Origin of the sequence: Sneathiella chungangensis (assembly GCF_009882935.1) — a bacterium.
GTDB lineage: Bacteria > Pseudomonadota > Alphaproteobacteria > Sneathiellales > Sneathiellaceae > Sneathiella > Sneathiella chungangensis.
The window spans coordinates 241,269-263,235 of record NZ_WTVA01000015.1 but is presented as its reverse complement, the minus strand read 5'-3'; the positions used below and the strand labels follow the sequence as shown (position 1 = coordinate 263,235).

Below are 21,967 nucleotides of genomic sequence, written 5' to 3'. Positions count from 1 at the left end.
CTTCATACATAGGGAGTGTCGAGCCAAAATGGAATCAGAAAAGCAAATTCATTCCCGCAAGGCCATCCCATAAAAGCTTGCCGCCGGTCACGAGAACGAGGACATAGGCGATCCGGTAGAAAAGATCCTCCGAGATCAACTTATGCGCCTTGACGCCGAGCCAGATACCGATCGGAGCGAGTGGCAGAAGAACCAGCGACGTTCCGATGTTCTGGAGAGAAAACTGGTCCAGCAACGCGTAGGGAATGAGTTTCACGTAATTCACGACGAAGAAGAACCAGACGGACGTCCCGACATAGAGAGTTTTGTCAATCTTTTGCGGCAGCATGTAAAATTGCAGGGGTGGCCCGCCCGCATGGGCGACGAAACTCGTAAAACCGGCGATGGACCCCCAGAATGATCCGCGGGTCAGGCTGGCTTTCGCCACATGGTCAACCGGCCGCTTGCGGATGTAGTGATTGAGGGTGAAGACGACGCAGATCACGCCCAGAAGCACCTTGATGAAATCTGCGCTCAGGTAGTTGTACAGCAAATATCCGGCCAGGATGCCGGTCACGGCTCCGGGCAGCAGATATCCGAGATTGCGCCAGTCGGCGACGCGCCGATAGGCGATCAGGCCAAAAATATCCATCACGCAGAGGATGGGAAGCACGATTGCGGCAGCCTGAACCGGCGAAATCATAAGCGAGAGAATTGGGACGCTTAAAATGCCGAGAGAGCCAGCGAATCCGCCCTTTGATATGCCGATCAATAGGACAACCGGAATCGCCAGTAGGTAAAAAACGGGATCTGAAATGAGACTCATCGAGGTTTCCGCGGACTGCTCCAGTTTAGTAATTCCTGGACGCAGCTATTTTTAAACTTCTTGACTGGCATCCGCTGATATGAGGAGGTACCGTTTATCTGAATGCAGATTAACTGAGGAATCTCCATATGTCCCGATTTTTAAATTGCTGCTGCGCAATCTTTGCCGCTTTTCTGGTGGCAACTCCGGCTCTCGCGGAGGATCAGCCGGCCTGGTCCTATGACGGAGCCACGGGACCCGCGAACTGGGCGTCGCTGTCGCCGGAATTTGGTACTTGCGACGGCAGCCAGCAATCGCCGGTCGCCCTTCAATCAACCACCGCCGTTGGCGCCGACGTGCCAACTGCTTTTCTGGATCTGCAACAGTTTGAACCGGTTGTGGTCAATGACGGCCACAAGATCAAAGTGACGACCGGCGGAGAGGGTGGGCTGGTAACCTATCAGGGGAACGACTACCAACTTCAGGAATTTCATTTCCATCATCAGTCCGAACATGTGGTTGATGGCCGCAGTTATCCGTTGGAGGCACATTTCGTTCTTAATTCGGCGGCCGGGGATATGTTTGTGCTGGGCGTCCTGTTTGGAGAAGCAGAGGCCAATGCGACGCTGCAAACCATTCTGGACAAGGCCCCGGCAACGCCGGGCAAGGCACGTCTGGATGCCTATATCGATCCGAATGATCTGCTGCCTGTCGATACGCGCTTTTTCCGCTACAAGGGATCGCTGACAACCCCTCCGTGCGGCGAAAACGTCACCTGGCATGTTTATAAGGAAACCCTTTCGGCGTCCAAGGCACAGATCGACGCGTTCAGCAGGCTGTACCGGGACAACCATCGTCCGCCCCAGCCGCTCAATCGCCGCTATGTTCTGGAAGGGGAATAAGGGAAAGCTCTATTTCCAGATGGATTTGCCGTCTCCCGGCAGGCCCAGTTTTTCCCAAAGGCGGTCAATTTTCTCGATAACCGCGTCATCCATGCGGATTTGCCGGCCCCACTCACGGTGGGTTTCCGGCGGCAGCTTGTTGGTGGCATCGAGGCCGATCTTGCCGCCCAGCCCCGATTCAGGAGAGGCAAAGTCGAGATAGTCGATCGGCGTGTTCTCGATCAAGGTGATATCGCGCACCGGATCCATCCGGGTCGAGACGGCCCACATCACGTCTTTCCAGTCGCGCGCGTTGATGTCATCATCCACGATAATCAGAAATTTCGTGTACATGAACTGCCTGAGATAGGACCAGGCGCCCATCATCACCCGCTTCGCATGCCCGGGATAGGCTTTCTTCATGGAAATCACGGCAATCCGGTAGCTGCACCCCTCTGGCGGTAACCAGAAGTCTATGATTTCCGGAAACTGTTGTTGTATGAGCGGGATAAACAACTCGTTCAGCGCTTCGCCGAGAATACTTGGCTCATCCGGCGGCCGCCCCGTAAAGGTCGAAAGATAAATCGGCTTAGCGCGCATCGTGATCGCCGAGATGGTGAAAACGGGAAAACTCTCAACGGAATTGTAATATCCGGTATGGTCTCCATAAGGCCCCTCATCCCCATAATCATCGAGGGAAACATGACCCTCCAGAATGATTTCGGCGCTTGCAGGGACTTTTAACGGCACGGTTTTGCACTCAACCAGTTCCACCTTTTCTCCGCGCAGGAGACCGGCAAACTGATACTCCGACAGTGTGTCCGGGATCGGCGTGACGGCTGCGAGAATGGTCCCCGGATCCGCCCCGATGACAACGGCGACGGGGAGCGGCTCAGTTTTTTCCTTTCCCCAACGGGCGTGATGCTGGGCGCCGCCGCGATGCTTGAGCCATCGCATCAGTGTCTTGTTCCGTCCAAGCTTCTGCATCCGGTAAATACCGAGATTATAGTCATCGGTTCTGTCGGTGCCGGGCCCCTTGGTTACGACCAGCGGCCAGGTGATCAGCGGCGCCGGCTCCCCGGGCCAGCAGGTCTGGATCGGAAGTTGGTCAAGGTCGATATCGTCACCGGTGAGGACCACCTCCTGACAGGGCGCCTTGCTCACCGTTTTCGGCCGCATGGTCATCACAGTCTTAAGCACCGGCAGCATGCCCATCGCTTCGCGAAAGCCTTCTGGCGGCTCAGGCTGACGTAAAAACGCGAGTGTTTCTCCAATTTCCCGCAATTCTTCGGGCTTTCGGTTCATGCCCATGGCGACGCGGTCAACCGTGCCGAACAGGTTGACGAGAACCGGTATTGGGCTTTTCTCGCCTTTCTCGTTTACGGGAGTCTCGAAGAGAACGGCGGGGCCACCATCCGCGAGCAGGCGGGTCTGTATTTCTGTCATCTCGAGATCTGTGGAGACGGGCTCTTGCACCCGGACGAGTTTGCCGGAAGCTTCAAGCTTTGCCATAAAATCCCGAAGTGACCCATACGCCATGACGTCTCTATCCTGTCCCTTTATCCGCCGCCGCGACTATGCCCGAGAACACCGGCACCCGTAAAGTAAAAGCATCGCCTAACCGAACAGGGTGAACTTGCCAAGGATTATGGCCGCGAGGACAATGAGGCCGAAAATCTTGTTGGATTTGAACAGCAGCAAGCAGATATCGGGATTGTCGATATCAAGGTTTTTGATCTGCCAGGCAAGCTGGGCCCCGGCGCCCGCCATGACGATATAAAAGGGGACTGTCAGTCCCGCGACATATCCGCTCAATATTAACGCAATGAAGATGACGGAATAAAACCCGATCAGCCAGCTGCGGGTACTTTCGCCGAACTTGAGCGCCGTTGACTTGACGCCGATCAGGACGTCGTCTTCCTTGTCCTGATGGGCATAGATGGTGTCATAACCGAGGGTCCAGGCAATCCCGCCAAGATACATGATGACCGGCGCGATCCCAAGATCACCCTTCACGGCAGTCCATCCAAGCAATGCGCCGTAGTTGAACGCGAGGCCAAGGAAAAACTGCGGCCAGTATGTGAAGCGCTTGGCGAAGGGATAAATTGCCACCAGGATCAGGCTGGCGGCCCCCAGCATTATGGCAAATGTATTGAACTGCAACAGGATCAAGAAACCAATCAGACACTGGAATCCGAGCCACAAGAATGCCTGAAGAAGAGAAACCTGACCGCTCGGGATCGGACGTTTTTTCGTTCGCTCCACCTGGCCATCGAAATTCCGGTCCGTGATGTCATTGAGCGTACAGCCCGCGCCGCGCATGACAAGCGCACCGATGCCAAAGAGGATGAAGAGCCACAAGTTGGGGAATCCACCCGTTGGCGCCGCAAGCGCGATCGACCAGAGACAGGGCAGCAGCAACAGCCAGGTGCCGATCGGCCGGTCGAGGCGGGAGAGCTTCATATAGGGTTGCAGCCCCTCCGGCGCATACAAATCCACCCAGTTCTGTTTGCTGGCATCGGCAATGATCCGGTCGAGTCGGCGCATTTCAGTACTTCTCTTATCTATCCAAAGGTGACGGAGATGACATTAATTGCTATTTATCGCAATAATTTATCCAAGAGCGTGACAAGAGTTCAAATATCTTATGATACCAAAACCATATTCCCTTCGCCTTTTTGTTCCAAGCGATCTTGGCAAGAATCTCGGCGTGGTGCTGGATAAAACCCAGTCCCACTATGTGGCCACCGTAATGCGGCGTTCGGCAGGAGACAGGATCGCGCTGTTCAACGGGCGAGATGGAGAGTGGCTTGGCGAGTTGCAGGACGTTCACAAAAATCATTGTCTTGTTCATGTCACGGAACAACTTCGTCCGCAACTGACGGAACCCGACATCGAACTTTTGTTCGCGCCGGTCAAGAAAGTGCAAACCGCGCTAATCGTTCAGAAAGCGACGGAGCTTGGCGTCGCGAGCCTTCAGCCGGTGCAGACACAACGGACCAATGCAGAACGCGTGCGAGAGGACAAGATGGAGTTGCAGGCGATGGAAGCGGCGGAACAGTGCGAGCGGTTGAACCTGCCCGTCGTCCATGGCCTGGTCAGGCTGGAACAGGCGCTGGCGGCGCTGGAGCCTGAACGAGCCCTCGTATTCTGCAATGAGCGGCTGACGGGAAAAAGCGCGGGAACTGTTTTGCCGAACCTTGCGCCATCCGAAAAATGGGCGGTGGTTACCGGGCCGGAAGGCGGGTTTACCGATGAGGAGATCGAGCTCATCTCCGCCCGTCCCAATACCTACGCGATTTCGTTGGGACCCCGGATATTGCGAGCGGAAACGGCCGTTATTGCAAGTCTGTCACTTCTCCAGGCCTTCCATGGAGACTGGACGTAAAGATATCAAGAGAGTTGCAATTTGTGATCGTTGGACAAAAATAATAATTTGGGCTTGATGCAGGCCCTGCAATTCTTTAAGTCGGATGACAAAGGCCGGACCTGGGGCGCTTTGCCCGGCCAGTAGAAAAACAAGGGGAATACATGTCCGGACCTTCCAAAGGCGAAGCGGTAGAAATCGCCGATAAAGCGCAGCTCGTCGACTTTGCCGGCAGCGGTTGCAAACCGCGCGACAAATGGCGCATTGGCACTGAACACGAAAAATTCGGCTTCACGCTGGATACTCACGAACCTCTGACTTACGAGGGACCCAAGGGCATCCGAACGATGCTGGAGGGACTACAGCGGTTCGGCTGGCAGCCGGATTACGAGGGCGACAATGTTATTGCCCTGTCGAAGGAGGGTTGCTCCGTCAGTCTGGAGCCCGGCGGGCAGCTCGAGCTCTCCGGTGCCGCGGTCGAGAACCTTCATGAAACCTGTAGCGAGGTGCATACCCATCTTGCCCAGGTCCGCGAAGTCGGCGATGAGATGGGGGTCGGATTCCTGGGTCTTGGATTCAGCCCGAAATGGACTCTCGGCGAAACCCCAATGATGCCCAAGGGCCGATACCAGATCATGAAAAGATACATGCCCACGCGTGGCCAGCATGGTCTCGACATGATGTTCCGCTCCTGCACTGTGCAGGTCAACCTCGACTATTCTTCCGAAGCGGACATGGTGAAAAAGTTTCGCACCAGCCTTGCGCTTCAACCTCTTGCGACGGCGCTTTTTGCAAATTCCCCCTTTACCGAAGGCCGTCCCAACGGACATCTCAGTCACCGCAGCTATATCTGGACCGATACCGACCCGGACCGCACCGGCATGATACCCTTCGTTTTTGAGGAGGGCTTTTCCTTCGAGCGGTACGTCGACTATGCGCTCGACGTGCCCATGTATTTCGTTTATCGCGACGGAATATATCTGGACGTTTCCGGCCAGTCATTTCGGGATTTCCTGGCCGGCAAGCTGCCCGGATTGCCCGGAGAGAAGCCGAATCTCGCCGATTGGGACAATCACCTGACCACCCTTTTCCCCGAAGTCCGCATGAAACGCTTCCTGGAAATGCGGGGAGCGGACGGCGGACCCTGGCGTCGGCTTTGCGCGCTTCCAGCGCTATGGGTCGGGCTTCTTTATGATGATGCGGCGCTGGAGAGTGCCTGGGAGTTGGTGAAGAATTGGACGGCGGAAGACCGTCAACGAATCAGGAATGACGTTATTACCCACGCGCTGAAAACCAAAATGCCGGACGGCCGGAGTATGCAGGCGCTGGCGGTTGATATATTGGAAATCGCGTCGGCCGGACTGGAATCGCGAAAGCGGCTCGACAGTTTCGGCGAGGACGAAAGTCATTTCCTCAATGCCCTTAAAACCATCGTCAAGATAGGCAAGACGCCAGCGGAAGAAATGCTCGAACGGTACCACGGCGCCTGGAAGCAAAAGATCGATCCGGTTTTTGCGGAATACGCTTACTGAGCCTCAACTAGGTTCTGATAACCTGTAATCGCCGCCGCAAAATCACCTGCGGCGGCTTTTTTCCTGATCTCACCAAGCATCACGACATTGCGGCGGAAATTTTCGATTGACCCACCCTCTTTCGCGGCACGGCGGCCATAGTCGCTGCGGATCAGTTCGTAAAGTTCGTCCAGCTCCTCTAGATTCTTGGTTTCCAGCGGGGACAGCAGAAGTGGGAGATAGGAAATCTCCGACGCGTTCACCTCTTGCGCTGAACCGCCGGAATCGAGAGATTCCATATAAACGATCAGCGCCTCCAGGATTCTCTTGCTTGGTTTGGGTCCCGCGAATTCAGTTACGATGACATGATTGGTGAAGGATGCGAGATTGGGAAAAATCTTCGCTGAGCCATAGGGGGCGTTGTCCCGCGATCCCCGCAACGACGGGATATCCAGCGGGTTCGAGACGCCGTCGTCGAAGCCGGCCTGCCAGAAGCGATGGGTCACATCGACGCGCCCCGGCCGATCCGACAGGCCGCTGATGAAAAAGTCCGAATTCACATGCCCGTTTGTATGGCAGCTATTGCAGGAAAGGCCAATGCGGACAGCTTTTTCGCCAAGGATGGAAGGACTGCGAAATAGCAGCCGGCCAAATTGCCATTTATCGTCTTGAACCGTCCCGGATCTGATGAGTTCGGCCGGCGGGTTGCGCCGCATTTCCGTTGCGCTTCCCGGCGGAAGCCAACTCTGCTCATCCGCTAAAGCGGATCCGGATAATTGCAGCGTGAGAAAAGCGGACAGGACGAATGTGCAGGTCGCTGTCCGCGCGTGAAAAATCCCTTTATGCCGTCCCGCCAACCGTCAGTCCCTCAATCAGCATGGTCGGTTGGCCGACGCCGACCGGCACGCTTTGCCCGGCCTTGCCGCAGGTGCCGATTCCGCTGTCGAGCGCCATGTCATTGCCAATCGCCTTTACTTTCTTCAAGGCCTCGCTGCCGGTGCCGATGAGGGTTGCGCCCTTCACGGGTGCCGTCAGTTTTCCATCTTCGATGAGATAGGCTTCGGTGCAGGAGAATACAAACTTACCCGATGTGATGTCGACCTGCCCGCCGCCGAAATTGACCGTATATAGACCCTTTTTCACCGATTTGACAATTTCCTCCGGGTCCTTGTCGCCGCCGAGCATGTAGGTGTTTGTCATGCGCGGCATGGGAAGATGGGCATAACTCTCTCGCCGCCCGTTTCCCGTCGGATCAACGCCCATAAGGCGCGCATTCTGTCGGTCCTGCATATAGCCGACAAGAATACCGTCCTCAATCAGCGTTGTGGAACTGGTGGCGGTGCCTTCGTCATCAATGGTGAGGGAGCCGCGGCGGTCGGCAATTGTGCCGTCGTCGACAACAGTGACACCCGGGGCGGCAACCCGTTCACCCATCAGGTTGGAGAAGACGGAGGTTTTCTTGCGATTGAAATCGCCTTCAAGGCCGTGGCCGACTGCCTCATGAAGGATGATGCCGGGCCATCCCGGTCCGACAACGACATCCATTTCACCGGCCGGGGCGGCAACGCTGTCGAGATTGACAATCGCCTGACGGTAGGCTTCGTCGACGGCGGCCTTCCATGTCGCTTCCTCAAGGTAAAAACCGTACCCGGTTCGTCCACCCATTCCGTGGGAACCGGATTCGCGCCGTCCGTCCTTCTCGACCACGACGGAGACATTAAGCCGGACAAGCGGGCGGATATCTCCCGCGCGTTCGCCGCCGGTGCGGATGATCTCGATGCCCTGCCAGGACCCCGCAAGAGAGACTGATACCTGAACAACCTTGCTGTCTTTTCCGCGCGCATAGGCGTCTATGTCCGCGAGCGCCTTCACCTTTGCGTCAAAGGGAATTTCACTTAACGGATTGTCATCGCTATAAAGGGCGCGGTTTGAGCCGGCCGATGGCAGCGACATGACGCCGCTTTTCCCCGTTTGAACGGCCTGCACCGTTTTTGACGCATTTTTTATGGCCTGCTCGCTTAATTCTGACGCATGTGCAAAACCTGTCGCTTCCCCGATTACGGCACGGAGCCCGAAGCCCTGCGTGGTGTCAAAACTCGCGCTTTTAAGGCGGCCATCATCAAATGAAAATCCTTCTGACTGGCGGTACTCCAGAAACAGCTCCCCATCATCCGCATTTTTTAGGGCTTCGGACACCTGCGTTTCGACCCTTCCACGGTGCATTCCCGTTGCATTAAAAAAGAGTTCGTTGGCGGTGGATACGTCAGTCATAAAAAGCTCCGGTCACTGTCATTTCTGTCATCATTATGTTGAATATGTGGCTTTCGCGCCGAATTGTCGAGGCGTGCCATGCAATGATTTGAAAGATTCTAAACGGGCCGGATTGTTTCGCCGCAATTCGGTGTGACAAAATGTCACAATATGTTGCCTATTGAACTGGATAGCCGTGTTTCCGTTTGCGGCCGGCTTGTTTATATAAATATTTGAATTATCAAGATATTTTAGAAATTGCGTTGCGGCGGAGCTCAAAAAAAATGCGTCTGACAGCGGATTATGTGCAGTCTTAGGCTTGTTATTAGGCATAGCGGTGGTGTAGTTTCCGGCGCAATCTGATTGAAAGCTTTTTGATTTGGCTCAAGGGGCCGAGTATAAGTCAAAAAACTGTCCAAAATCGGGCTGTGCCGGAGTATACTGGCCAGCACAAGGGACTGGGATGAATAGTCACGTTATCAAAGACGGGAATTGAAGATGGGTATGGTAAGAAATCTTGTCGCATTTATGACCGCAGTTGCGGGCACGGTATTGACGATGGGAGCTGCGGCAGCAGGGGAAGGGCAGCCGTCACCATGGCAGACAACTTTTCAGGCGGCCCTCTCACCGGTCGCCGAACATCAGCATGTGTTCCATGACATGTTGCTATGGATTATCAGCGCCATTTCCCTTTTCGTTCTGGCCCTGCTGATTTTCGTGATCCTTCGCTTTAACCGGCGCGCCAATCCCACCCCATCCAAGACTTCGCATAATACGTTGATCGAGATTGTCTGGACGGTTGTCCCAATCATGATCCTTATTGTCATCATGATCCCGTCGCTGAAGTTGCTGTATTACGGTGATCGGATCGAAGAGCCAGACATGACGCTGAAAGCAATCGGCTATCAGTGGTATTGGGGCTATGAGTACATGGATGAAGAGGGCCTTGCTTTCGATGCGGTCATGCTCGAGAAAGACGAGCTCAAGGACGGTCAGCTTCGCCTACTAACGACTGACAATGCGATTGTCCTTCCGGTCGAGACCAACATTCGTGTTCTCGTAACGGCAGAAGATGTTCTGCATTCATGGGCCATGCCATCGCTGGGCGTCAAAATGGACGCGGTTCCGGGTCGTCTTAACGAAACCTGGATGCGGATTGACAAGGAAGGCATGTACTATGGGCAATGTTCCGAGCTGTGCGGTGCCCGCCATGGCTTCATGCCGATCATGATCAAGGCTGTCAGCAAGGAAGATTACGCAAAGTGGCTTGTTGAAGCCAAAAAAGAATTCGCAAGTGGCGGAACGCCGGCGATCAAGTTCGCCCAGGTAAAGACCACAAGCGCAGAGTAAACAGGCTAGGAAAGAGGCAAGACATCATGGCTTACGGATCAGCAGCCGCTCACGACGAACATACTCCATCGGGCTGGAAGCGTTGGGTCTATTCGACCAATCACAAAGACATCGGGTCAATGTATCTGATTTTTGCGATTATCGCCGGGATTATCGGTGGCGCAATGTCCGTTTATATCCGGGCGGAATTGCAAATGCCGGGCGATCAGTTCCTGAACGGCAATTTCCATTTCTTTAATGTCCTGGTAACCGGCCACGGCCTGATCATGATCTTCTTCATGGTGATGCCGGCCATGATCGGCGGATTTGGAAACTGGATTGTGCCCTTGATGATCGGCGCGCCGGACATGGCCTTCCCGCGGATGAACAACATCTCTTTCTGGCTGTTGCCGCCGGCGCTCGGCCTTCTGCTGATTTCGATTTTTGTCGAGGGACCTGCCGGTGCCAATGGAGTGGGCGGTGGCTGGACGATTTATCCGCCGCTTTCCTCGACAACCGGCCATCCGGGAATGGCAGTCGATTTCGCGATCCTTAGCCTTCATCTCGCCGGTGCCTCCTCCATTCTGGGCGCCATCAACTTTATCACGACCATTTTCAATATGCGCGCGCCAGGCATGACCATGCACAAAATGCCGCTCTTTGTCTGGTCGGTCCTGGTGACGGCCTTCCTTCTGCTGCTGTCCTTGCCGGTGCTCGCAGGTGGTATCACGATGCTCCTGACTGACCGGAATTTCGGCTCGACCTTCTTCGTTCCGCAGGGCGGAGGGGATCCGATCCTGTTCCAGCATCTGTTCTGGTTCTTTGGCCACCCCGAAGTGTATATTCTGATCCTGCCGGGCTTCGGCATTATCAGCCAGATTGTCTCGACCTTCTCCCGCAAGCCGGTTTTTGGCTATCTTGGGATGGCCTATGCCATGGTTGCGATCGGGGGCGTCGGGTTTATCGTCTGGGCCCACCACATGTATACGGTCGGCATGAACGTGGATACGCGCGCCTACTTCCTCGTGGCGACGCTGGTGATTGCGGTGCCGACGGGCGTCAAGATTTTCTCCTGGATCGCGACGATGTGGGGCGGTTCCATTGAGTTCAAGCCGCCGATGGTCTGGGCGCTTGGCTTCATTTTCCTCTTCACGATTGGTGGTGTGACGGGCGTTGTTCTGGCGAATGCCGGCCTCGACGTTGCGCTCCATGATACCTATTACGTTGTGGCCCACTTCCATTACGTCCTGAGCCTTGGCGCCGTGTTCGCGATCTTCGCCGGCTTCTACTACTGGTTCGGCAAGATTACCGGCTATACCTATTCGGAAAAGCTTGCGCATCTGCATTTCTGGGTGACGTTCATCGGTGTGAATATGATCTTCTTCCCGATGCATTTCCTCGGGCTCGCGGGCATGCCGCGGCGTATTCCGGACTATCCGGATGCCTTCGCCGGGTTCAACGAGATTTCGTCCTATGGCTCCTATATTTCCGCTTTCGGTGTTCTGATCTTCCTGATCACAGTTGTGCATGCCTTCATGCGCAAGGAACAGGCCGCCGACAATCCATGGGGTGAAGGTGCGACGACGCTGGAATGGACCCTTCCGTCTCCGCCGCCATTCCATCAGTTCAACGAACTGCCGGTCATTAAGTAAGACCAAAGGAGCAACTTGTGTCCGACACAAGCGTCGTAAAGGAAACAATCGAGGCCCGCGCCAATACGGATTTGACGCGGGTCGGCGATTATTTCGCCCTGCTGAAACCGCGGGTGATGTCGCTTGTCGTCTTTACAGGGCTCGTAGGACTTGCCGTGGCCCCCGGAACAATTCATCCGGTCCTCGCCTTTACGGCCCTGCTTTGTATCGCGGTTGGTGCCGGTGCATCAGGTGCCATAAACATGTGGTATGATGCCGATATAGATGCGGTAATGGAACGGACGAAAGAAAGGCCGATCCCCTCCGGTCGCGTCAGCGCTAACGAAACCCTCGCGTTCGGAACCGTGCTTTCCGTTGCTTCCGTGGTCCTGATGGGGCTTGCTGTCAATTATGTGGCGGCGGCGCTGCTCGCCCTCACCATCGCATTTTATGTCTTTGTCTATACCATGTGGCTGAAGCGCAGGACGCCGCAGAACATCGTGATCGGCGGCGCCGCGGGCGCATTTCCACCCATGATCGGCTGGGCGGCGGTCACCGGAGACGTAAGCGCGGAATCGCTTGTTCTCTTCGCCATCATTTTCATGTGGACGCCTCCCCATTTTTGGGCGCTGTCGCTCTGGCGCGATATAGATTACGCCAAGGCAGGCGTTCCGATGTTGCCGGTCGTCGCCGGTCGCGACGTGACCCGGCGGCAGATTGTCCTATACAGCGCGCTGCTGTTCCCGGTTGCGGTCATGCCGTATTCCCTCGGCTATGCGGGAATCCTGTACGGTGTCGGCGCGGCAGTATTAAGCGGTCTTTTCCTACTCCTTTCGTTTAAGGTTTGGGTTGCAAAGGATGAAAAAAGCGCGAAGCAGCTTTTTGCTTTCTCGCTTCTGTACCTCTTCCTGCTCTTCGCCATGTTGCTTGGCGAGAGCCTCATTCGGACAGTGATTTGAAATGGCGCGTGATGAAGAATATCGCAAACGTCAACGCGTTCGCAACCTCGCCGTGGGGGGAATTCTGATTGCGCTGGTGGTGCTGTTTTACCTGATCACCATCGTCAAGATGTCGGGAGGGTCCGGCGCATGAGTGCGACGTCAAAAACCAAGTCGAAGCGGCTCGCGTTGATCCTTGCCTCCGTCGCCGCTGGCATGGTCGGGGCGGCCTATGCCTCTGTGCCGCTTTATGATCTGTTCTGCCGGGTGACCGGATATGGTGGGACGACGCAGCAGGCGAGTATTGCGCCGGATGTCATTCTGGATCGGGAAATGGTTATTGAATTCGACGCCAACACCAGCATCGAGATGCCGTGGGATTTCAAACCGGTGCAGCGCAAGATGACAATGAAAGTCGGCGAAACCGGGCTTGCCTTCTATGAAGCGTACAATCCGACGGACCGCGTCATTACCGGGACGGCGGCCTTCAATGTGACGCCGCAAAAAGTCGGACAGTATTTTACCAAGATCGATTGTTTCTGTTTTACCGAGCAGGTATTGCAGCCTGGTGAACGGGTTCAGATGCCGGTTACTTTTTTTGTAGACCCGGAAATTGACAAGGATCCGAACGCGAAGGAAGTCAAGGTAATCACGCTTTCCTACACCTTCTTCGTCGCGGAAGACGATAAGGCAACGGATGTTTCGGCGAAGGCTGAAAAAAAATCGGTTGATGTAAATTGACCTTTGGGAGAATTGGGTAGTTATTGGGACCGGAATTAATCCGGCTGAATTGCAGGAGTTTAGGAATGGCAGATTCTCACGCCAAACAACATGATTATCATCTGGTGGATCCGAGCCCCTGGCCGGCGCTTGCGTCGATCGCAGCTTTTGCCGCCGCCATCGGTGCGGTTATGTGGATGCATGACAAGGGCTTTGCCGTTTTTGTGATCGGCTTTGTCGTTCTGTTGTACACCGCCTTCGCCTGGTGGCGCGATGTCGTCAAGGAAGGCGAACATGAAGGGCACCATACCCCGGTCGTACAGCTGGGACTGCGCTACGGCATGATCATGTTCATCGCCTCCGAGGTGATGTTCTTCGTTGCCTGGTTCTGGGCCTATTTTAATGCTGGGTTGTTTCCCACTGAGGTCGGCGGCGGCGTCTGGCCACCGGAAGGTATTCTCACCTTCAATCCTTGGCACATTCCGCTTCTTAACACGGTGATATTGTTGCTCTCGGGAACGACAGTGACCTGGGCTCATCATGCGCTTCAGCATGGTGACCGGAAGGGGCTGGTGCAGGGGTTGTTGCTGACGGTTATTCTTGGCGCTTGCTTTACCGCCGTGCAGATTTACGAATATTCCCATGCTCAATTCGGCTTCACAGACGGTATTTATCCGTCGACCTTCTATATGGCGACGGGCTTTCATGGGGCCCATGTCTTTATCGGAACGGTTTTCCTTCTTGTGTGCCTGCTGCGCGCTATAAAAGGCCACTTCACGCCGACCCATCATTTTGGTCTGGAAGCTGCGGCCTGGTACTGGCATTTCGTCGATGTCGTCTGGCTGTTCCTGTTCTTTGCCGTTTACTGGTGGGGGGCAGGACCGGAGTGGACCTGATTCAGTAGTAGCGAATGCCTTATTCTTATGGCATGCCAGTTTCCCCTTTGCGCGCCGGGCTTACCTGCAAATGCCCGGCCTGCGGAAAGGGGAAACTTTTTAAGGGCTTCCTGGATGTTGCGGAATCCTGTGATACGTGCGGCCAGGATTTTAGCGCGGTCAACAGCGGCGACGGCCCGGCGGTTTTCATTATCCTGATTGTGGGCTTTATCGTCGGCGGTCTCGCTGTTGCCACGGAACTCGCCTATCATCCGCCGTACTGGCTGCAGTTGACCATCTGGCTGCCGACCATATTTATATTAAGTATCGGACTTCTCAGGCCCTTCAAGGCCTACCTGATCGCCCTTCAATTTAAACATAAAGCCAGCTCCGAGATCGAGCGTTATTAAATATGAAAAATTTTTCCCCCGGACTAGTGCCGACGCTGATTACGGTGCCTTGCGTCCTCATATTGCTCGCGCTGACGGTCTGGCAGGTAAACCGCTATAGCTGGAAGGTTGATCTTATCGACGAAATCAACAGCCAGCTTGCCGCGGCCCCGGTCAATCTTCCGAATGCCGATATCGTTCCGCAAGAATGGCAGTACCGGCGGGTCAGCTTGACGGGCACTTTCGATCATGAAAAGGAAATACACCTCTTTGCCCATGCGGAAGGCGGCCGTTCGGGATTTCAGATAATTACTCCTTTCGTGCGCGCCGAAGAGGGGGATGTCGTTCTCGTCAACCGGGGCTGGGTGCCGGAAGAGAAAAAGGAGCCGCAAACGCGGTCGGAAGGTCTTGTGGAGGGGCAAGTCACGGTGACCGGAATCGCCCGCAAACCCTGGGGAAAATCCTGGTCGTTTCTGCCTGAGAGCAATGCTGAGGATAACGTCTGGCTTTATGGCGAACTTGCCGCGATGGCGGATCATCTCGGTATGACGGTCGGGCCGGTCTTTGTCGAGCTGGATGCGGTCGATGTCCCGGGCGGATTGCCGATAGGCGGCCAGACGCGGATTACGCTGCCCAACAACCATATCCAGTATGCGTTTACATGGTTCGGTCTGGCCGGCGCCATGGTTGTTATATATATCCTCTACGGCCTGAGACGGGGCCGCAGCAAACAGGGATAAAATGCCGGATACGACGACAGCTTACCAGGCGCTCGAGAAAAAATTCGCGCGTCTCTCGGCGATTTCAGGGGCGGCAGCGATGCTGCACTGGGATAGCGCCGCCATGATGCCGCCCGGCGGCGCGGAGGCGCGGTCGGAACAGCTCGCGACCCTCAGCCTGCTATCGCACGAAATTCTCACCAGCGGGGAAATATCCGACCTGCTCGATGGCGCAGAAGACGATGCGGCGGTACTCACCAATTGGCAACAGGCTAATCTGCGCGAGATGCGCAATCGGTGGTGTCATGCAACGGCGGTTAAGCCCGATCTGGTGGAGGCTCAATCTCGCGCCACATCGCGTTGCGAAATGTTGTGGCGGGAGGCGCGCCTGAATAATGACTTTGCCTCCTTCGCGCCATCCATGGAAGAGGTCATCCTGCTCACCCGCAGGATTGCCGATGCGAAGTCGGCGGCCTTTTCCCTGGCCCCCTATGACTCGCTGCTCGATGAGTATGAGCCCGGCTGTACCTCCGACAGCATCGACCGCATATTTTCGGATCTCGAAATATTTCTTCCGGATTTTCTTGCCGCCGTACTCGAGCGTCAGAAAAGTGATCCGCCGCCGGTGCCGCCGAAGGGTCCCTTCAATCAGGAAATGCAAAAGGCCCTTGGCCTTGAATTCATGACGTCGCTTGGATTCGATTTCAATCACGGCCGGCTGGATATCAGCCATCATCCGTTCACCGGCGGTATCCCTGATGACGTCCGTCTCACAACCCGGTATGAAACAGAGGATTTCGCCCAGAGCCTCATGGGAACGCTTCATGAGACAGGACATGCGTTATATGAACAGGGCCTGCCGAGGGAATGGCGCTCGCAACCCGTCGGCGCGGCGCGCGGCATGGCGCTTCATGAAAGCCAGTCGCTGCTGATCGAAATGCAGCTCTCACGGAGCGAAGACTTCCTGGCGTTTGCCCTTCCGAAGATAAAGGCGGCCTTTGGTGGCGACGGCGCAGCCTGGGACGAGGAGAACATTCGGCGGCTCTATCAAAAAGTTGAGCCGGGATTCATACGTGTCGATGCGGACGAAGTGACATATCCGCTGCATGTGATGCTACGTTACCGGTTGGAGAAGGCGTTGCTTGCGGGCGACTTGGCGGTGAAGGACCTGCCCGCGGCCTGGAACAGCGGCATGCGGAATGTCCTTGGCATAACGCCGCCAAACGACAGGCTCGGCTGCCTTCAGGATATTCATTGGCCAAGCGGTGCAATTGGATATTTCCCGACCTATACATTGGGAGCGCTGGCCGCCGCCCAAATTTACCGCGCGGCGGGCCAGAAAATTCCCGACTTGGCGACAAAGGTCCGCGCGGGGAGGTTCGAGGATTTGATTGCCTGGCTCCGCGAAAATATCCATTCACTCGGCAGTTCGCTCCCGACCGGCGATATCATGACGTCGGCAACCGGGTCCCCGCTGGAGACCGAGGCTTTTAAGGCACATCTGCGGAACCGCTATCTGAAATGATCCGGCAAGTGCCGAGAGCGGCGATCCAACCATATCCGTGCTTGCGCTATCGCGTCGCATATGGTTACTCTCTCCCGCCATTCGATCCGATTAAGGGAGTGTGACGTTGCGCTATATCAGCACACGCGGCAAGGCGCCGGTGTTGAATTTTGAAGAAGTTGTCCTGACCGGACTTGCCCGGGACGGCGGACTTTATCTGCCGGAAAGCTGGCCGCAGTTTTCAACGGACGATATCCGGGGCCTCGCGGGCAAGAGCTATGCCGACGCGGCTGCCTTTTTGCTTCAACCATTTCTCGGCGACAGCATCTCCCCCGCTGATTTCAGAGAAATGACGAAAAAGGCCTATGGTGCCTTCTCTCATCGAGCCGTGGTGCCGGTCAGTCAGCTTGGCAGCAACGAATTTCTGATGGAGCTTTACCACGGGCCGACCCTGGCCTTTAAGGATGTGGCGTTGCAGCTACTGGGCCTTCTATATGACCATCTCCTCGCGCGGCGCGGCAAGCGGGTGACCATCGTTGGCGCCACGTCGGGTGATACGGGTTCGGCCGCTATCGAAGCCTGTCGCGGCCGGGACGCGGTCGACATTTTCATCCTGCATCCCAAGGGCCGCGTCTCCGACGTCCAGCGGCGCCAGATGACGACGGTGCTCGATGCCAACGTTCACAACATAGCCGTTGAGGGGGATTTTGACGATTGCCAGGCAATGGTCAAGGCGATGTTCAATGATCACGATTTCCGCGATGAACTTGCCGTGTCTGCCGTGAATTCGATCAACTGGGCGCGGGTGATGGCGCAAATCGTCTATTATTTCACGGTTGGCGTTAGTCTGGGCGCGCCGTCCCGTGCGATTTCCTTTTCGGTGCCAAGCGGCAATTTCGGCGATGTCTACGCGGGCTATGCGGCGAGCCGGATGGGTTTGCCGGTCGAACAGTTGATCGTTGCAACCAACAGAAACGATATTCTCTCGCGGTTTTTTAACAGTGGGGAATACCGGAAGGCGGGCGTCGATCCGACGATCAGCCCGAGCATGGATATCCAGGTTTCCAGCAACTTCGAGCGGTTCCTTGCGGACCTTTATGGCCGGGACGGCGCAGCGGTTTCCGACCTAATGCGCAGGCTGGATAACGACGGCGGATTTTCAGTGGAAATGTCGCGTTTGAACGAAAGCATTTTTTCCGCCGGCCGTTGCGATGAAGAAGAAACGCTGGCGACCATCGGCCGCACGCTGGAGGAGACCGAACGTCTCGTCGATCCGCATACGGCGGTTGGACTTTTCGTGGGCGACAAATGCCGGAAAGATAGCTCGACGCCACTCGTAACGCTGTCGACGGCGCATCCGGCGAAATTCCCTGATGCGGTTGAAAAGGCGACAGGTGAGCGACCGAAATTGCCGAAACATATGCAAAACCTTTTCGGACGAAAAGAACGGCTGACAGATTTGCCAAATGACATTGACGCGGTAAAATCCTTTATTAAGGAGCGGGCGCGCATATTGAATGCGGCCTGAGGTGAAAGAATTTGATGGACGTTAAAGTCACCACGTTACAGAACGGTTTACGCGTGATCACCGATCCGATGCCGGGCCTCGAGACTTCAGCGGTCGGGGTTTGGGTTGATACCGGGGCTCGCCATGAAACGGCGGCGGAAAACGGCATTTCGCATGTTCTGGAGCATATGGCCTTCAAGGGAACGGCGCGCCGTTCGGCCCTTCAGATAGCAGAAGTGATCGAATCCGTCGGTGGACATCTTAACGCCTATACAAGCCGCGACCAGACAGCCTATTTCGCACGCATTCTCAAGGAGGATGTACCGCTGGCTGTGGATATTCTCGGCGATATTCTGCAGCATTCGAGCTTCGACCAGGCAGAAATTGCACGCGAGAAGGAAGTTATCGTACAGGAAATCGGGCAAACCTTTGATACGCCAGATGACATAATTTTCGATCATCTTCAGGAAACGGCTTATCCCGATCAGCCTATCGGCCGTTCCATCCTCGGAACGGCGGCGCAGGTCCGCAGTTTTGACCGGCCGTTGATGGCGGGCTATATGAAAAGCCATTATCTTGCGCCGAAAATGGTTCTGAGTGCCTCCGGTGCCGTCGATCATGATGCCCTGATCCGTCTTGCGGAGGATGCTTTCGGTGAACTCGCGGTAACTGGAAAGACGGACATGGACCCGGCGAAGTACCGGGGCGGGGAGTATCGGGAGGAGCGGAATCTGGAGCAGGTGCATTATGCTCTCTCCGTGCCGGGGGTTTCTTATTCGGATCCGGATTACTACACTATTCAGATATTGTCCGGCTTGCTTGGAGGCGGCATGTCGTCGCGTCTCTTTCAGGAAATCCGGGAACGCCGGGGGCTCTGCTACTCGGTGTTCAGCTTTGCGTCGTCCTTTGCTGACACCGGGACATTTTCCGTTTATGCGGGAACCGGCGAGGATCAAATCGGCGAACTCAGCCATGTATTGACGGACGAGCTTTTGCGGGTGAGCGAAGACATCGATATCGTTGAGGTCGATCGCGCGAAGGCGCAGCTAAAAGCGTCCCTCCTGATGGGGATGGAAAGCCCGGCATCGCGCTCCGAGGCGCATGCCCGCCAGTTGTTGATTTACGGCCGCGTGCTACCGGCGGCGGAAATCGCCGAAATGATCGACGCCGTGACGGTCGAAGATACTAAAAACCTCGCCGGGCGGCTGTTCTTTGGCGTCACCCCGACAATGGCGGCGCTCGGGCCACTTAAAAAGCTTGATCCCTTTGACCGGATTGCAGCAAGATTTAGCTAAGTAGACGCACGCCGGGAGATCCGCATCAGATGTTGGAAAAGCTGTCATTGATGGGAAGCGGTCCCCGGGTGGTGACAGACAGGCTCGTGCTGCGTGCGCCAAAGCTTTCCGACTGGGATCAATGGACAACGCTCAGGGAGCAGAGCCGTGATTTTCTCGTGCCATGGGAACCCCTCTGGGGTCTCGACGCCCTCTCCAAAGGGAGTTACCGGATGCGCCTGCGGCGGTATGCGAAAGACGTCAAAGAGGATATGGGGCAGGCCTTTTTCTTATTCCATCGTGACAATGGCGAGCTTGTCGGCGGGATAACGCTCGGGAACATCCGCCGTGGCGTCGCGCAGACCGGCACGCTCGGCTATTGGACGGGGCAACGCCATGCGAGGAAAGGGTATATGTATGAGGCGCTCTGCGGTCTGTTGCCTGTCCTGTTCAGCGAGTTTGGATTGCGACGCATAGAGGCGGCCTGCCTTCCGTCAAATATCCCGAGTTACCGGCTGCTGGAAAAGGTCGGATTTTCGAAAGAAGGTCTTGCGCGGGAATATCTGTGCATAAACGGCGTCTGGCACGACCATCTTCTTTACGCGATTTTGGACAAGGATCCGATTGCACCGCGACAGGAATAACGCTCAGGCATGCCCGATATCGCCGGACAGCAGCGTCGGGTCGATTCCCAGCTTGTGAATGGCGACGTCCCATTTCGTGTCAAGTTTTGGGCCGAACACGATGTCGAGATCCGGATCTACGACAAGCCAGCCATTTTCCTGTATTTCCTTTTCGAGCTGGCCGGGCCCCCATCCGGAATATCCAAGCGCAAGGAAACTGCTCTCCGGTCCATCACCGCCTGCAATAGTCTTCAACATGTCAATCGTCGCCGTCAGCGCCATGTCATCACCGATCACCAGCGTCGTGTCATATAGCAGGTCCGTCGAGTGAACGACGAAGCCCCGCTCCGTATCCACCGGGCCGCCGAAATGGATATTGATATGGCTCGTCTTGTCCGATTTCGGGATTTCGAGCTGCTCGAGCAGATCATCGAAGCTGAGGGCATCGAGTGAACGGTTCAGGAGAATTCCCATGGCCCCCGATTCCGAATGGGCGCAAAGTAATATCACAGCCTTTTTGAACCGCGGATCCCCCATGCCCGGCATTGCTACCAGAAGCTTTCCGTCCAGATAACCCGTGTCAATTTTACTTACGGTCATAATATGAATATGTATCTTCTAACAAAATATACCAGACGTCGGAATTTCCATGACGTGATTGTGACACATCAACCCTTAATAATGTTTTATATAAGCTGAAATAGGCCCATTTTAAGACAGAAGGTTCCCTCTCCATGCGATTTCCGAGATTCCGTGTTCTTGAAATTGCGATCCTGTGCCTTGCCCTCTCTCAAATCGTAAATGTGAGGGCGGAGACTGCCACGGATTGGGCGCGAACCGACCAGTCCGGTTTTCGCTTGATCTCCGAACGCGAAGGCGTGAAGGGCCTTGGTTCCGTCCGCATTGGCTTGCAAATCAAGCTGGCACCCGGATGGAAAACCTATTGGCGTAGCCCCGGGGATTCGGGAATTCCGCCTCGCTTTGACTGGACTGGCTCTAAAAATGTGAAGGACGCTGTCGTCCTCTGGCCGCTTCCTGAACTCTTCGAGACCTATGGATTATTCAGTTGGGGTTATCATGACGAGGTAGTGTTTCCCATCGACATCACGCTTGCGGAGCCGGGTAAGCCTGTCGATCTGAAGCTGAGCCTACAGATCGGCATATGCGAGAATGTCTGCATCCCGGTCACGCATGAATTCGCGCTTTCGCTGGGCTCTGGCAGCGCAGAACTTTCATCCGAGGCGGTGGTCATACAGGAATTTGTCCGCAGGGTGCCTCGTGCAATCGGCGCGGCCGGTGCGGTGTTGCGCGATGTCACCGCCGCCGCAGACAGTGAAAACGTCTTTACTGTCACGGCGCGGGCGGACCAGCCGTTCAACGCGCCGGATATTATCGTGGAGGGGAAGGACGGATCGTATTTCGAACTTGTCTCCAAGAAACGCTCGCCGGACGGTCTGAAAGCCTATTTCACACTGCGCGGGTATCTGCCAGGGAAGGATGAGCGCATGACGGCGCAGACTGTGACGGTTACGGTCTTTGACGATCAATTTTCAGGCGAAAAAACCCTTCGCGTCGAGTAAAATTATCATCGGGCTGAAACAGAATACTTTTTATTTTCGCCTGCATGATTATGTTAGAGTATCCAGAAAAGAATTCGCAGCCACT

Annotated in this window: 22 protein-coding genes; 16 read left to right on the top strand and 6 right to left on the bottom strand. The window is 55.5% G+C overall.

Translation table 11 applies throughout. The annotated features are described in order from the left end of the window. Nucleotides 1–34: 34 nt before the first annotated feature. On the bottom strand, nt 35–805 hold the full coding sequence (locus tag GQF03_RS14290) for a sulfite exporter TauE/SafE family protein (protein ID WP_161339968.1): 771 nt from the start codon (nt 803–805) through the stop codon (nt 35–37). 128 nt (nt 806–933) lie between these two features. Between GQF03_RS14290 and GQF03_RS14285 the strand changes: the two genes are divergently transcribed. Then, nucleotides 934–1,686, top strand: coding sequence for a carbonic anhydrase (locus GQF03_RS14285; protein WP_161339967.1), 753 nt, complete (start codon nt 934–936; stop codon nt 1,684–1,686). Nucleotides 1,687–1,695: 9 nt separating this feature from the next. Here GQF03_RS14285 and GQF03_RS14280 read toward each other — a convergent pair whose 3' ends face one another. Beyond that, a complete protein-coding gene (locus GQF03_RS14280; RefSeq protein ID WP_161339966.1) occupies nt 1,696–3,204 on the bottom strand; it encodes a UbiD family decarboxylase in 1,509 nt (502 codons plus the stop codon). Between the two features lie 78 nt (nt 3,205–3,282). Continuing rightward, on the bottom strand, nt 3,283–4,212 hold the full coding sequence (gene ubiA, locus GQF03_RS14275; protein WP_161339965.1) for a 4-hydroxybenzoate octaprenyltransferase: 930 nt from the start codon (nt 4,210–4,212) through the stop codon (nt 3,283–3,285). A gap of 100 nt (nt 4,213–4,312) precedes the next feature. Here ubiA and GQF03_RS14270 point away from each other — a divergent pair, with 100 nt between their 5' ends. Then, on the top strand, nt 4,313–5,053 hold the full coding sequence (locus GQF03_RS14270) for a 16S rRNA (uracil(1498)-N(3))-methyltransferase (protein WP_161339964.1): 741 nt from the start codon (nt 4,313–4,315) through the stop codon (nt 5,051–5,053). A 143-nt stretch (nt 5,054–5,196) separates the two neighbouring features. Beyond that, the gene (locus GQF03_RS14265; protein ID WP_161339963.1) at nt 5,197–6,564 is read left to right on the top strand and encodes a glutamate--cysteine ligase; all 1,368 of its coding nucleotides are present in this window, start codon (nt 5,197–5,199) and stop codon (nt 6,562–6,564) included. Here GQF03_RS14265 and GQF03_RS14260 read toward each other — a convergent pair. Together GQF03_RS14260 and tldD are read right to left on the bottom strand one after the other, a co-directional pair. Beyond that, nucleotides 6,558–7,400 (bottom strand): hypothetical protein, encoded by an 843-nt coding sequence (locus tag GQF03_RS14260; RefSeq protein ID WP_161339962.1) that lies wholly within the window; start codon nt 7,398–7,400, stop codon nt 6,558–6,560. The two genes, GQF03_RS14265 and GQF03_RS14260, sit on opposite strands and share 7 nt — an antisense overlap. After that, entirely contained in the window at nt 7,384–8,814 is a 1,431-nt protein-coding gene (gene tldD, locus GQF03_RS14255) for a metalloprotease TldD (protein ID WP_161339961.1), read from the bottom strand. Before tldD ends, GQF03_RS14260 begins: the two co-directional genes overlap by 17 nt. A 477-nt stretch (nt 8,815–9,291) precedes the next feature. On the opposite strand from tldD, the gene coxB reads away from it, so the two are divergent. The 12 genes from coxB (at nt 9,292) to GQF03_RS14200 (ending at nt 20,323) form a co-directional block, all read left to right on the top strand. Then, a complete protein-coding gene (gene coxB / locus GQF03_RS14250) occupies nt 9,292–10,143 on the top strand; it encodes a cytochrome c oxidase subunit II (protein WP_206375973.1) in 852 nt (283 codons plus the stop codon). A gap of 26 nt (nt 10,144–10,169) precedes the next feature. Next, nucleotides 10,170–11,774: a cytochrome c oxidase subunit I gene (gene ctaD / locus GQF03_RS14245; RefSeq protein ID WP_161339960.1), complete on the top strand. Its 1,605-nt coding sequence runs from the start codon at nt 10,170–10,172 to the stop codon at nt 11,772–11,774. Between the two features lie 17 nt (nt 11,775–11,791). Continuing rightward, the gene (cyoE, locus tag GQF03_RS14240) at nt 11,792–12,712 is read left to right on the top strand and encodes a heme o synthase (protein ID WP_161339959.1); all 921 of its coding nucleotides are present in this window, start codon (nt 11,792–11,794) and stop codon (nt 12,710–12,712) included. Nucleotide 12,713: 1 nt separating this feature from the next. Further along, on the top strand, nt 12,714–12,845 hold the full coding sequence (locus GQF03_RS19050) for a hypothetical protein (RefSeq protein WP_277346430.1): 132 nt from the start codon (nt 12,714–12,716) through the stop codon (nt 12,843–12,845). Then, on the top strand, nt 12,842–13,432 hold the full coding sequence (locus GQF03_RS14235; protein WP_161339958.1) for a cytochrome c oxidase assembly protein: 591 nt from the start codon (nt 12,842–12,844) through the stop codon (nt 13,430–13,432). The genes GQF03_RS19050 and GQF03_RS14235 overlap by 4 nt, the downstream gene beginning before the upstream one ends. A gap of 65 nt (nt 13,433–13,497) precedes the next feature. Further along, nucleotides 13,498–14,307 carry a cytochrome c oxidase subunit 3 gene (locus GQF03_RS14230; protein ID WP_161339957.1) on the top strand — a complete coding sequence of 270 codons (810 nt, stop codon included), beginning with the start codon at nt 13,498–13,500 and terminating at the stop codon, nt 14,305–14,307. Nucleotides 14,308–14,321: 14 nt separating this feature from the next. Continuing rightward, nucleotides 14,322–14,696, top strand: coding sequence for a DUF983 domain-containing protein (locus GQF03_RS14225; RefSeq protein WP_161339956.1), 375 nt, complete (start codon nt 14,322–14,324; stop codon nt 14,694–14,696). Nucleotides 14,697–14,698: 2 nt separating this feature from the next. Continuing rightward, complete coding sequence (locus GQF03_RS14220) at nt 14,699–15,415, top strand: SURF1 family protein (RefSeq protein ID WP_161339955.1); 717 nt, start codon at nt 14,699–14,701, stop codon at nt 15,413–15,415. A 1-nt stretch (nt 15,416) separates the two neighbouring features. After that, nucleotides 15,417–16,919 (top strand): carboxypeptidase M32, encoded by a 1,503-nt coding sequence (locus tag GQF03_RS14215; protein ID WP_161339954.1) that lies wholly within the window; start codon nt 15,417–15,419, stop codon nt 16,917–16,919. A gap of 106 nt (nt 16,920–17,025) precedes the next feature. Further along, on the top strand, nt 17,026–18,426 hold the full coding sequence (thrC, locus tag GQF03_RS14210; protein ID WP_161340817.1) for a threonine synthase: 1,401 nt from the start codon (nt 17,026–17,028) through the stop codon (nt 18,424–18,426). Between the two features lie 14 nt (nt 18,427–18,440). Then, on the top strand, nt 18,441–19,700 hold the full coding sequence (locus GQF03_RS14205; protein ID WP_161339953.1) for a M16 family metallopeptidase: 1,260 nt from the start codon (nt 18,441–18,443) through the stop codon (nt 19,698–19,700). A gap of 32 nt (nt 19,701–19,732) precedes the next feature. Further along, nucleotides 19,733–20,323 (top strand): GNAT family N-acetyltransferase, encoded by a 591-nt coding sequence (locus tag GQF03_RS14200; protein WP_380743755.1) that lies wholly within the window; start codon nt 19,733–19,735, stop codon nt 20,321–20,323. Nucleotides 20,324–20,326: 3 nt separating this feature from the next. Here GQF03_RS14200 and GQF03_RS14195 read toward each other — a convergent pair whose 3' ends face one another. Continuing rightward, nucleotides 20,327–20,902 carry a YqgE/AlgH family protein gene (locus GQF03_RS14195; RefSeq protein ID WP_161339951.1) on the bottom strand — a complete coding sequence of 192 codons (576 nt, stop codon included), beginning with the start codon at nt 20,900–20,902 and terminating at the stop codon, nt 20,327–20,329. A gap of 134 nt (nt 20,903–21,036) precedes the next feature. Between GQF03_RS14195 and GQF03_RS14190 the strand changes: the two genes are divergently transcribed. Next, nucleotides 21,037–21,882 carry a protein-disulfide reductase DsbD domain-containing protein gene (locus tag GQF03_RS14190; protein WP_161339950.1) on the top strand — a complete coding sequence of 282 codons (846 nt, stop codon included), beginning with the start codon at nt 21,037–21,039 and terminating at the stop codon, nt 21,880–21,882. Nucleotides 21,883–21,967 lie beyond the last annotated feature (85 nt).